This window comes from Streptomyces alkaliterrae (genome assembly GCF_007097205.2).
GTDB classification, from domain to species: Bacteria; Actinomycetota; Actinomycetes; order Streptomycetales; family Streptomycetaceae; genus Streptomyces; species Streptomyces alkaliterrae.
The window spans coordinates 1-12,024 of the sequence record NZ_VJYK02000172.1 but is presented as its reverse complement, the minus strand read 5'-3'; the positions used below and the strand labels follow the sequence as shown (position 1 = coordinate 12,024).

Genomic DNA, 12,024 nt, shown 5'->3' with positions numbered 1-12,024 from the left:
CATCACGCTGGCCGTCGCCCGAGCCGCGCCCGTGGCCGCCACCGCGCCCGTCACCGCCACGTTGGTCACCACCGCGCCCGTCCTCGCCACGCCCGTGGCCGCCGCCGCGTCTGTCGCCCCCGCGCCCGTCGCTGTCCCGTCGGTCGCCGCCGCGTCGGTCGCCGCCGTGGCCTGAGTCGGGGCCACGGCCGTGCTCGCCGCCGCGGCCTGGGCCCGGGCCGCGCCCGGCGCCGTCGCCCGGGTCGCGTCCGCCGTCGCCGGGACGGTACGGCCGCTCGTCCGGCCCCGGGCGCCCGTCGCCGGGGAACGGGCGGTCCCGGCCCGGGCCGGCTCCCTCGCCGGGGGCCGGCAGTGTGGGGCGGGTGCCCGGCAGGGACTCGCGCTGCTCCCATGAGTCGAACGGGTCGGGCCGGTGGGTGTCCCGCATCCGGGCCGCGCAGTGGTCGGCCACCTTGGCCCGGCCGTCCGCCGCCTCGACGAGAGGTCGGAAGGTCGGTGTGCGCAGCGCGGAGGCGCGCCGGTGGGCGGGGAGTCCGCCGTAGGCGCGGCAGAGCGCGTCGAGACGGGCCTCCGCCCGTGCGGCGGGGCCGGACGGGTCGTACGGGCTCCGTTCCCGGTCGCCGCGGGGTGACGGCGTCCCGCTCGGGGCGCCGGAGGAGCCGAAGGGTGTGCGCTCTCCCGGGCTCGCCCCGGGGTGGGGCGGTTGCGGGAGTTCTCGGGGGGAGCCGTTCGCCGCGCGTTGCCGCTGCTCACCGGGCAACGGCAGACCGCCGGTCGCGGCGAACGCCGCGCCCGCGCCGAGCAGGGTGGCCAGGGCGAGGCCGAGCGCGGCGCCGCGCCCCCGCCAGCGGACCGTCCGCGGACGGGCGGGACGGGCACGCCGGTCGGCCGCCGCCTGGTTGCGGGCGGCCCGGAAGGCCGCGACGGCCGCCTCCTCCCCGGGCGAGCCCGACGGGCCGGGGGAGCCGGCCGACACGCCTGAGCCGGCCGGCACGCCTGCCCCGCCGGACCCGGCCGTCCCCGTCGGTCGGTCGTGTGTCGCGGCGGCGCTCAGCAGCTCGGCGAGCGGGATCAGTTCCTTCGCGGTCAGGTCCTCGCCGACGCCTTCCATGAGCCGGCGCAGCGTCGCCTCGTCAATCTCCCTGCGCATCGATCCGCTCACCTCCGTCGTACTGCCGCGCCAGGCGTCTGAGGCCGCGGGCGAGCGCGGCGGAGACCGCGCCCGGCCGTCTGCCCAGGACCTGTGCGGCGCCTCTGGCGTCGAGGTCGAGGACAAGCCGTAGGAGGATCGCCTCCGCCTGCGGGCGGGGCAGTGCCGCGAGCGCGGCGAAGACCCGACGGGTGCTCGACCGGGAGTCGGCCGCGTCGGGTGCCCGTACCACTGACGAGGGCGCCGCCGACGGTACGCGGGCGGGGCCGGTCGGCGGGCTGACCTCGGCCGGCCGACGGTGTCTGCGACGCCGCCGGGTGCGCGCCCGGTTCCGTAACGCGGCGAGCGCGAACCGGCGGAAGGCCTCCTCGTCGCCGCCGAAGCGGACCAGTTCCTCGGAGAGCCCCGCCCAGGTGTCGGCGACAAGTCGTTCCGCCGCCGGGCGGCCGCCGTCGGGGACGAGGATGCGGGCGTACCGGACGAGGTCGGGTGTCAGTCGTCGGTAGAGGGTGCGGAAGGCGTCCTCGTCGCCGGCCTGCGCGGCCCGTACGACGCAGGCGGGTCGTCGTGCCCGTGTCGCGTCGATCTCCGCGGTGTCCAGGCCGCGTCCGTGGATCGCCTCCCCCATGCGCTGATGTTCGCATGGTGCGCCACCAAGTGTCGAAAACCGGACTGGAGTTGCCCATTCAGACGTTCCACTGTCGGTAACGGTTGTATGCCGACGGCGTGAGCGGCGCGTGACGCTGGTCACATCGACTCCGGTGTGGGCTGGCTCAGTCCTCGCCGCTCGTCTCGATGAGGCGTACGGCCTCCAGGGCCTCGCCGAGCCATTCGATCCAGAACGTCTCCATGCGCACTCCGCCGTCGAGGACGACGTGCTGCAGCCGGGTGCGGGCGTCCCCGGGGGCGTCGGGGCCCTCGGGGAAGTCGCGTGCGGCGATGGCCCGGTAGTCGGCGAGCCGCCGCCGGTGCAGTTCCAGGTGCCGGGTCAGCTCGTCGGCCAGGCCCTCGGTGCCGACGACGGCCGCCGCCCGCAGCCGTACCGGCAGGGCGTCCCGCAGTGGGCGGGGCTCGTCGCTCGCCGCGGTCCAGGCGGCCAGCTCGGCCCGCCCTGCGGGCAGCACCTCGTACGCCTTGCGTCCGCCGCGCGTGGGCGCGGCGGACGGCAGGGCCCGGATGTGGCCGGCGCGTTCCAGCCGGCCCAGCTCCCGGTAGATCTGCTGGTGCGTGGCCGACCAGAAGAAGCCGATCGACTTGTCGAACCGGCGGGTGAGTTCCAGTCCGGACGACGGCTTCTCCAGCAGCGCGGTCAGGATCGCGTGCGGCAGTGACATGCCCGCATCCTAGGTAGGCGGTTCGTTCTCGTGCCGGGTCAGACGGTGGCGGCGAGGCGGGTGCCCTGGTCGATGGCGCGCTTGGCGTCGAGTTCGGCGGCGACGTCGGCGCCGCCGATGAGGTGGACGGTGTGGCCGGCGGCGGCGAGTTCGGTGTGCAGGTCGCGGCGGGGTTCCTGACCGGTGCACAGGACGACCGTGTCGACCGGGAGGACGCGGCTCTCGCCGTCGACGGTGACGTGCAGCCCCTCGTCGTCGATGCGGTCGTAGGTGGCGCCGGCGACCATGGTGACGCCCCGGTGGCGGAGTTCGGCGCGGTGGATCCAGCCGGTGGTCTTGCCGAGGCCGGCGCCGACCTTGCTGGTCTTGCGCTGGAGCAGGTGGACCGTGCGGCGCGGTGCCGGGCGGACCGGTTCGCGCAGGCCGCCCGCGGTGCGGTACTCGGGGTCCACGCCCCACTGGCGGAAGAAGGCGTCCGGGTCCTGGCTGGCGGCCTCGCCGTCGTCGGTCAGGTACTCGGCGACGTCGAAGCCGATGCCGCCGGCGCCGACGACAGCGACGCGGTCACCGACCTTCGCCTCCTCGCGCAGCACGTCGAGGTAGCTGACGACGCTGGGGTGGTCGACGCCGGGGATGTCGGGGACACGCGGGGTGACGCCGGTGGCGACGACGATCTCGTCGTAGTCGGCGTGCGGGCCGTCGGCGGCGAAGTCGGCGGCGCTCACCGGGGTGCCGAGGCGCTGCTCGACGCCCAACTCCTCGAGCCGGTGCCGGAAGTAGCGCAGGGTCTCGTTGAACTCCTCCTTGCCGGGCACGCGCCGGGCGAGGTTGAGCTGGCCGCCGATGGTGTCGGCGGCGTCGAAGAGGGTGACGGTGTGGCCGCGTTCGGCGGCGGAGACGGCGAAGGACAGCCCGGCCGGGCCGGCGCCGACGACCGCCAGCCGCTTGGCGCGGCGGGTGGGGGAGAGCACCAGCTCGGTCTCGTGGCAGGCGCGCGGGTTCACCAGGCAGGAGGTGATCTTCAGCTCGAAGGTGTGGTCGAGGCAGGCCTGGTTGCAGCCGATGCAGGTGTTGATCGCCTCGGAGCGGCCGGCGGCGGCCTTGGCGACGAACTCCGGGTCGGCGAGCATCGGCCGGGCGACGGAGACCATGTCCGCGTAGCCCTCGGCCAGCAACTCCTCGCCCTTCTCAGGGGTGTTGATGCGGTTGGTGGTGACGAGGGGGATGTTCACCGTGCCCATGAGGCGCTTGGTGACCCAGGCCCAGGCGGCGCGCGGCACGGAGGTGACGATGGTGGGGATGCGGGCCTCGTGCCAGCCGATGCCGGTGTTGATGAGCGACGCGCCGGCCTCCTCGACGCGCTTGGCGAGGGTGACGACCTCCTCCAGCGTGGAGCCGCCGGGGACGAGGTCCAGCATGGAGAGCCGGTAGATCAGGATGAAGTCGGGGCCGACCCGCTCCCGGACGCGGCGCACGATCTCCAGGGGGAAGCGCATCCGGTTCTCGTAGTCGCCGCCCCAGCGGTCGGTGCGGTGGTTGGTGGCGGAGGCGATGAACTCGTTGATGAGGTAGCCCTCGGAGCCCATGATCTCGACGCCGTCGTAGCCGGCCTCCTTGGCGAGTTCGGCGGCGCGCGCGAAGTCCTCGACGGTCTGCTCGACCTCGTCGTCGGTCATCGCGTGCGGCTCGAACCAGCTGATGGGCGCCTTGATCGCGCTGGGCGCGACCAGCTTGTCGTGGTAGGCGTAGCGGCCGAAGTGCAGGATCTGCATGGCGATGCGGCCGCCCTCGCGGTGCACGGCGTCGGTGATGACGCGGTGCTGCGCGGCCTCCTCGGCGGTGGTGAGCTTGGCGCCGCCCTCGTACGGGCGCCCGGCCTCGTTGGGGGAGATACCGCCGGTGACGATCAGGCCGACGCCGCCGCGCGCCCGCTCGGCGTAGAAGGCGGCCATCCGCTCGAAGCCGTTCTCCGCCTCCTCCAGGCCGACGTGCATCGAACCCATGAGCACCCGGTTGGGCAGGGTGACGTGGCCGAGGTCGAGGGGGCTCAGCAGGTGCGGGTACGGGCTCACCGGGGTCATGGCGCTCTCGTCTCTCGTCGCTCGTCGTCTGGCGGCGTCTGGCGGTGTGGTCGGGCCTTCCCTTGTGTTGTAGACGACGGTCGAGGCGTTGTGCAACTAGTTGCACAACGATGTGGTGCGGACGACACGACAACGCCGTACGCCCGAGGTGCGGGCGTACGGCGTGAGCAAGGGGTGGAGTCAGCCGCGGACGAGCAGCTGGAACTGGAAGGTGTAGCGGGACGCCCGGTAGACGTGGCTGCCGTACTCGACGGCCCGGCCGGTGTTGTCGTAGGCGGTGCGGCGCATGGTGAGCAGCGCGGCGCCCTCGGGCTCCTCCAGCAGCTCCGCCTCCTCGGCGGTCGCCTCCCGGGCGCCTATCGACTGGTTGGCGCTGTGCAGCGTCACCCCGGCGGAACGCATCATCCGGTACAGGCCGGTCGACTCCAGCCGGTCGGTGTCCAGCTCCAGCAGGCCGGCCGGTACGTGGTTGCGCAGCTGGGCCATCGGCTGGCCGTGGGTGAGGCGCAGCCGCTCGACGACGGCGACCTCGGCGCCCTCGCTGATGCCGAGTGCGGCCGCGACCTCGGCGGAGGCCGGCCGGATCTCGTTGCGCAGTACCCGGGTGCTCGGGTGCTGGCCGGCGGTCTCCAGGTCGTCGTAGAGGCTGCTCAGCTCCAGCGGGCGTTTGACCTGGCTGTGCACGACCTGGGTGCCGATCCCGCGCCGGCGGACCAGCAGTCCCTTGTCGACCAGTGACTGGATGCCCTGCCGGACCGTCGGCCGGGACAGGCCGAGGCGGTTGGCCAGCTCGATCTCGTTCCCCAGCAGGCTGCCGGGTGGCAGGGTGCCGTGCTCGATGGCCGACTCCAGCTGCTGCGCGAGCTGGTAGTACAGCGGCACGGGACTGGAGCGGTCGAGGTCGAATTCGAGGTCTGCCGGGCCCGGGGACGGGGAAGGGGTCACGGCACGAGCATAGTCATGCGCTCTGATGACAGGAAGTCCTGTCATGATTTTGTCCTGACAAAGCCTTCTCCCGGGTCGTGGTGCGGGCGGCCGCCCGGGCCGGAGGCGGCCGCCCGCGCGGCTCACGAGTTGCTGGGAAAGCCCAGGTTGATCCCGGCGTCCGCCGGGTCCGGCCAGCGCGTGGTGATCACCTTGCCGCGGGTGTAGAACGCCACCCCGTCGTTGCCGTAGACGTGCAGGTCGCCGAAGAGGGATTCCTTCCAGCCGCCGAACGAGTGGTGGCCGACGGGCACCGGGATCGGCACGTTGACGCCCACCATCCCCGCCTCGACCTCCAGTTGGAAGCGCCGCGCGGCGCCGCCGTCCCGGGTGAAGATGGCCGTCCCGTTGCCCCAGCGCGAGCTGTTGATCAGCTCGACGGCCTCCTCGTACGTCTCCGCCCGCACGACGCACAGCACCGGGCCGAAGATCTCGTCCTGGTAGGCGTCGGCGGTGACCGGGACGTGGTCCAGCAGCGAGACGCCGAGGAAGAAGCCGTCCTCGTGCCCGGCGGGCGCGGGGTACTCGGTGCCGTCGACGACGACCTCGGCGCCCTGCGCCCGGGCGCCGGCGACGTAGGAGGCGACCTTGTCCCGGTGCTCGCGGGTGATGAGCGGGCCCATCTCGGAGGCCGGGTCGTCGCCGGGGCCGATGCGCAGCGCGCGGGCGCGGTCGGCGATGCGCCGCACGAGCGCGTCCCCGGTGTCGCCGACGGCGACCACCACGGAGACCGCCATGCAGCGCTCCCCGGCGGACCCGTACGCCGCGTTCACCGCCTGGTCGGCGGCGAAGTCCAGGTCGGCGTCGGGCAGGACCAGCATGTGGTTCTTCGCGCCGCCGAGCGCCTGCACCCGCTTGCCGTGCTCCACGGCCTTCAGCTGCACGTACCGGGCGATGGGCGTGGAGCCGACGAAGGAGACGGCGGCCACGTCCGGGTGCTCCAGCAGCCGGTCCACGGCCACCTTGTCGCCCTGCACGAGGTTCAGTACGCCGTCCGGCAACCCGGCCTCGGAGGCGAGTTCGGCCAGCCGCAGCGCCGCCGACGGGTCCTTCTCGCTGGGCTTGAGGATGAAGGTGTTCCCGCAGGCGATCGCGACCGGGAACATCCACATCGGCACCATGGCGGGGAAGTTGAACGGCGTGATCCCGGCGACGACGCCCAGCGGCTGCCGCACGGACGCCACGTCCACCCGGGTGGAGACCTGCGTGGACAGCTCGCCCTTCAGCTTCTCGGGGATCGCGCAGGCCAGTTCGACGATCTCCAGGCCGCGCGCCACCTCGCCGAGCGCGTCCGAGTGCACCTTGCCGTGTTCGGCGGTGATCAGTGCGGCGATCTCGTCGCGGTGGGCGTCGAGCAGCGCGCGGTAGCGGAAGAGGATCGCCGTGCGGGCGGCGAGGGAGGACGTGCGCCAGGTCGCGTGGGCGGCCTTCGCGGCGGCGACGGCGCCGTCCACCTCCTCGGCCGAGGCGAGGGCGACGCGCTTGTCCGCCGCCCCGGTGGCCGGGTTGTAGACCGGGGCGTGGCGGCCCGACGTGCTCTCGGCGGGCTTGCCGTCGATCCAGTGGCCGAGGGTCCGGGTCGGGGGATGGGTGTCGGCGGTGGTGTGGGTACTGCCTCGCATGGCGGCGGGACCTTTCGTGAGCGGAGGACGTCAGCGGAGGAGGGGCGGGATGGGGCGGCGGTCACAGATGGCGGCGTCGGGCGGCGGCGTGCCGCTCGTAGTCGGTGCGGGCGTCGCGGGCCGCCTGCCGGGTGGCAACCTCGGCGACCGGCACGTCCCACCAGGCCTGCGCGCCGGGGGCGCCGGGCTGCCGGGACGTCTCGACGTACACACAGGTCGGGCGGTTCGAGGCGCGGGCGGCGGTCAGCGCCTCGCGCAGCTCGCCGACGGTCTTCGGGCGAAGCACGTCCATGCCGAGGCTGGCGGCGTTGGCGGCGAGGTCGACCGGCAGCGGGTCGCCGCCGTAGCTCCCGTCGGCGGCGCGGTAGCGGTACGCGGTCGCGAAGCGTTCGCCGCCGACCTGTTCGGACAGGCCGCCGATGGAGGCGTAGCCGTGGTTCTGCACGAGGACCACGTTGATCGGCAGGCCCTCCTGGACGGCGGTGACGATCTCGGTCGGCATCATCAGGTACGTGCCGTCGCCGACGAGCGCCCACACGGGTGTGTCGGGCGCGGCGAGTTGGACGCCGATCGCCGCCGGGATCTCGTAGCCCATGCAGGAGTAGCCGTACTCCAGGTGGTATTGGCGGGGGGAGCGGGCGCGCCACAGTTTGTGCAGGTCGCCGGGGAGCGATCCGGCCGCGTTGATGACGACGTCCGTGTCCCCGACGATCTCGTCGAGTGCGCCGAGCAGTTGGGTCTGGCTGGGCACGTCGGTGTCCGCCGCCCGGTAGGCGTCGGCCACGGCGGCCGACCAACTGTCCTTGCCCGCGCGGTACTCGGCCTCGTACGACGCTTCCACACGGTGGTCCTCCAGGGCGGCGGTGAGTGCCTGGAGTCCGGTGCGGGCGTCGGCGACGAGGGTGGCGGCGGCGAGCTTGTGGGCGTCGAACGGGGTGATGTTGAGATTGACGAACCGCACGTCCGGGCGCTCGAAGAGGGTGCCGGAGGCGGTGGTGAAGTCGGTGTAGCGGGTGCCGACGCCGATCACCAGGTCCGCGGTGCGGGCGAGTTCGTCGCTGACGGCGGTGCCGGTGTGGCCGATGCCGCCGAGGTCGGCCGGGTGGTCGTGGCGCAGCGAGCCCTTGCCGGCCTGGGTGGAGGCGACGGGGATGCCGGTGGCGTCGACCAGCTCCCGCAGCGCGTCCTCGGCCCCGCTGTGGTGCACGCCGCCGCCGGCGATGATGAGCGGGCGGGTCGCGGCCCTCAACATCCCTACGGCGTCGGCGAGTTCGGCGGGCTCCGGCTGCGGGCGCCGGACGGGCCAGACGCGTTCGCGGAAGAACTCCTCCGGCCAGTCGAACGCCTCGGCCTGCACGTCCTGCGGTAGGGCGAGGGTGACCGCGCCGGTCTCCACCGGATCGGCGAGCACCCGGACCGCGTTCAGCGCGGAAGGGATCAGCGCCTCCGGCCGGTTGATCCGGTCGAAGTAGCGGGAGACCGGGCGCAGGGTGTCGTTGACCGACACGTCCGCGCACTGCGGGTGTTCGAGCTGCTGGAGCAGCGGGTCGGCGGTGTGCGTGGCGAAGTGGTCGCCGGGCAGCAGCAGTACGGGCAGCCGGTTGATCGTCGCGAGCGCGGCGCCGGTGACGAGGTTGGTGGCGCCGGGGCCGATCGAGGTGGTGACGGCCTGCGCGGACAGCCTGTTGTGGTGGCGGGCGAAGCCGACGGCGGCGTGCACCATGGCCTGCTCGTTGCGGCCCTGGTGGAAGGGCATGGCCGCCTCGCCGGTCTCCAGCAGGGCCTGGCCGAGACCGGCGACGTTGCCGTGTCCGAAGATCCCCCAGGTACCGGCCACCAGGCGGTGCCGGACGCCGTCGCGCTCGGTGTACTGGGCGGACAGGAAACGCACCAGCGCCTGAGCGACGGTCAGGCGGCGGGTGGACTGGCTCATGCGGGACCTCACTGGGACGGATCTTCGGGGCGGACGTGGGACGGGTCGGAGTCGAGGGGGAGCCGGGGGTCGACGGGCTGGTCCGGCCAGGTGTCGCGGATCCAGGCGTGGTCGGGGTGGTCGCAGATCAGCCAGGCCCGTTCGGCGTCCGGTCCGGCCATCACGTTGAGGTAGTACATGTGGTGTCCCGGCACCGCCATGGACGGGCCGTGCCAGCCGTCGGGGATGAGCACGACGTCGCCGTCGCGCACCTCGGCCAGCACGTCGGTACCGCCGTCGGCCGACGGTGACACCCGCTGGTAGCCGAGACCCGGCACGCCGTCGGCGGCCGTGAACTCGAAGTAGTAGATCTCCTCCAGCTCCGACTCCTCACCGGGCCGGTGCTCGTCGTGCTTGTGCGGAGGGAACGAGGACCAGTTGCCGCCCGGCGTGACGACCTCCACCGCGATCAACCGGTCGCACTCGAAGGTGTCGGCCGCGCCGAAGTTGTGGACCTGCCGGCTGCACGCGCCGCTGCCGCGCAGTTCCACGGGTACGCCGGAGACCGGTCCGTAGCGGGCCGCCAGCCGGCGTTCGCAGCGGGCGCCGGTGAGCGCGAACCGTCCGCCGGCCGCCGAACGCACGGTGGCCCGGGCGTCCCTCGGCACGTACGCGAAGTCGCTGGGGCCGGAGAAGGCGTTGGCGCGGCCCGCGAGTTCGAAGGTCCGGTCCTCGACGTCGACCTGGCAGGAACCGGAAAGCGGCAGCACGATCCACTCGCTGTCGCCGGTGTCGAACTCGTGGCGCCCGTCCGGCGGCAGGGTCAGCACCCGCAGGGCGGAGTACCCCCAACCGGCCGACTCCGGGCTGACGTCCACGTCGTAGGGGTCGACGGCGGCGGCTCCGGCGGGCAGATGGCGGCCGCCACCGGTCGCGGCGGGGGTGGGTCGCGGGTGGTGCTGCGGAGCGGAGTGCATGGTGTGTTCCTTCTCGTCACCGTCTGTCGGGCATCGCCGGGCTCTGTCCGTTCTCAAAGTAGGCCGACCGCGGTGTCCACGGCGTTCTCGACGCTCCCGTGCGCCGGGTACAGCAGCGAACGGCCGACGACCAGGCCCTGGACCGTGGGCAGCCGCAGTGACTTGCGCCACCGCTCGTAGGCGCCCTCCTGGTCCCTGCCCACGTCCCCGCCGAGCAGAACCGTCGGCAGGGTGGACGTCTCCAGCACCCGTGCCATGTCGTCGGGGTCCTCGGTGACCGGCAGCTTGAGCCAGGTGTACGCGGAGGTTCCGGCGAGCCCGGAGGCGATGGCGATCGAGCGGGTGACGGCCTCCGCGCTGAGGTCGTTGCGTACCGAGCCGCCGACCCGTCTGGAGATGAACGGCTCGACGAACACCGGGAGTTGACGCGCGGCCATCTCGTCGACGGCCCGCGCCGCGGTCTCCATGGTGGCGAGCGAGCCGGGGTCCTCGTAGTCGATGCGCAGCAGCAGTTTCCCGGCGTCGAAGCGGAGGCGGGTCAGGTCCTGGGGGCGGTGCCCGGTGAAGCGGTCGTCCATCTCGAAGCCGGCGCCGGCCAGTCCGCCGCGGTTCATCGAGCCCATGACGACCTTGTCGTCGAGCACGCCGAGCAGCAGCAGGTCCTCGAGTACGTCGGCGGTGGCGAGCACACCGTCGACGCCGGGTCGGGACAGTGCCACGCACAACCGCTCCAGCAGGTCGGCTCGGTTGGCCATGGCGAGGCGGTTGTCGCCGACGCCGAGCGCACCGCGCGCCGGGTGGTCGGCGGCCACGATCATGAGTCGGCCGCTCTCGCCGACCAGCGGTCGACGGGTGCGGGCGGCGGCCGTCTCGGCGACGGCCTCGGGGCGTCGGGCCCGCACGGTGGCGAGGTCGGAGATGCTGATGGTCACGGTGGCTCAGCCACGGTCGAGGAGGGCGTCGATCTCGGCCGGGGTGGGCATCGCGGACGAGCAGGCGAGTCGGGAGGCGACGAGGGCGCCGGCGGCGTTGGCGCGGCGCATCGTGGTGGCCAGGTCCCAGCCGGCGAGCAGCCCGTGGCAGAGCGAGCCGCCGAAGGCGTCGCCCGCGCCGAGGCCGTTGACGACCTCCACGGCCAGCGGCGGCACCTCGGCGGTGCTGCCGTCCCGGTGCACGGCGAGCACGCCCTTGGGGCCCTGTTTGACGACGGCGAGTTCGACGCCGGCGGCGAGCAGCGCCTCGGCGCAGGCGTGCGGTTCACGGGTGCCGGTGGCGATCTCGCACTCGTCGAGGTTGCCGACGGCGACGGTGGCGTGCCGCAGCGCCTGGGCGTAGTGGGCGCGGGCCTGGGCGGGGTCGCGCCAGAACATCGGCCGCCAGTCGAGGTCGAAGACGGTGTGGCGGTCGATCGCCGCCTCGCCGCCCGCGGTCGGCCCGCCGCCCGTCGTCGTCCCGCCGCCCGTCGTCGTCCCGCCGGAGCGGGCGGCGAGCGCGGCGAAGGTGGCCGAGCGGCTGGGCTCCTCGCTCAGCCCGGTGCCGGTCATCCAGAAGACGCGGGCGTCCGCGACGGCCGCCAGGTCCAGTTCCTCGGCGCGGATCTCCAGGTCCGGGGCCTTGGGCTGGCGGTAGAAGTACAGCGGGAAGTCGTCGGGCGGGAAGATCTCGCAGAAGGTGACCGGCGTGGGCAGTCCGTCCACGGCGGTGACCCAGCGGTCGTCCACACCGAAGTCGGTGAGGGCCCGGTGGAGGTAGTCGCCGAAGGGGTCGCGCCCGGTGCGGGTGATGACGGCCGTGCTCCGGCCGAGCCGGGCGGCGGCGACGGCCACGTTGGTGGCGGAGCCGCCGAGGAACTTGCCGAAGGTCTCGACCTCGGACAGCGGCACGCCGGTCTGGAGTGGGTACACGTCCACGCCGATGCGTCCCATGGTGATCACGTCGAACGGCTCGGGGGCGTCGGGGAGGGG

At 73.6% G+C, this 12,024-nt stretch carries 10 protein-coding genes; all 10 read right to left on the bottom strand.

What is annotated here, in order from left to right:
• Positions 1-1,150: hypothetical protein (locus FNX44_RS16650; protein ID WP_228449940.1), on the bottom strand; the 1,150-nt coding region annotated here is incomplete at its 3' end.
• Complete coding sequence (locus tag FNX44_RS16645; protein WP_143649048.1) at positions 1,134-1,778, bottom strand: RNA polymerase sigma factor; 645 nt, start codon at positions 1,776-1,778, stop codon at positions 1,134-1,136. The genes FNX44_RS16645 and FNX44_RS16650, both read right to left, overlap by 17 nt.
• Before the next feature lie 145 nt (positions 1,779-1,923).
• Positions 1,924-2,484: a PadR family transcriptional regulator gene (locus tag FNX44_RS16640; protein ID WP_143649047.1), complete on the bottom strand. Its 561-nt coding sequence runs from the start codon at positions 2,482-2,484 to the stop codon at positions 1,924-1,926.
• Positions 2,485-2,522: 38 nt separating this feature from the next.
• On the bottom strand, positions 2,523-4,556 hold the full coding sequence (locus FNX44_RS16635) for an oxidoreductase (protein WP_143649050.1): 2,034 nt from the start codon (positions 4,554-4,556) through the stop codon (positions 2,523-2,525).
• Between the two features lie 189 nt (positions 4,557-4,745).
• Positions 4,746-5,555, bottom strand: coding sequence for a GntR family transcriptional regulator (locus FNX44_RS16630; RefSeq protein WP_143649046.1), 810 nt, complete (start codon positions 5,553-5,555; stop codon positions 4,746-4,748).
• Between the two features lie 77 nt (positions 5,556-5,632).
• Positions 5,633-7,171 (bottom strand): CoA-acylating methylmalonate-semialdehyde dehydrogenase, encoded by a 1,539-nt coding sequence (locus tag FNX44_RS16625; protein WP_143649045.1) that lies wholly within the window; start codon positions 7,169-7,171, stop codon positions 5,633-5,635.
• Positions 7,172-7,232: 61 nt separating this feature from the next.
• Positions 7,233-9,104: a 3D-(3,5/4)-trihydroxycyclohexane-1,2-dione acylhydrolase (decyclizing) gene (iolD, locus tag FNX44_RS16620; protein WP_143649044.1), complete on the bottom strand. Its 1,872-nt coding sequence runs from the start codon at positions 9,102-9,104 to the stop codon at positions 7,233-7,235.
• Positions 9,105-9,112: 8 nt separating this feature from the next.
• On the bottom strand, positions 9,113-10,060 hold the full coding sequence (iolB, locus tag FNX44_RS16615) for a 5-deoxy-glucuronate isomerase (RefSeq protein ID WP_143649043.1): 948 nt from the start codon (positions 10,058-10,060) through the stop codon (positions 9,113-9,115).
• Positions 10,061-10,113: 53 nt separating this feature from the next.
• On the bottom strand, positions 10,114-10,992 hold the full coding sequence (locus tag FNX44_RS16610) for a Cgl0159 family (beta/alpha)8-fold protein (RefSeq protein ID WP_143649042.1): 879 nt from the start codon (positions 10,990-10,992) through the stop codon (positions 10,114-10,116).
• A 6-nt stretch (positions 10,993-10,998) separates the two neighbouring features.
• Entirely contained in the window at positions 10,999-11,985 is a 987-nt protein-coding gene (locus FNX44_RS16605; protein ID WP_143649049.1) for a 5-dehydro-2-deoxygluconokinase, read from the bottom strand.
• Between the last annotated feature and the right edge of the window lie 39 nt (positions 11,986-12,024).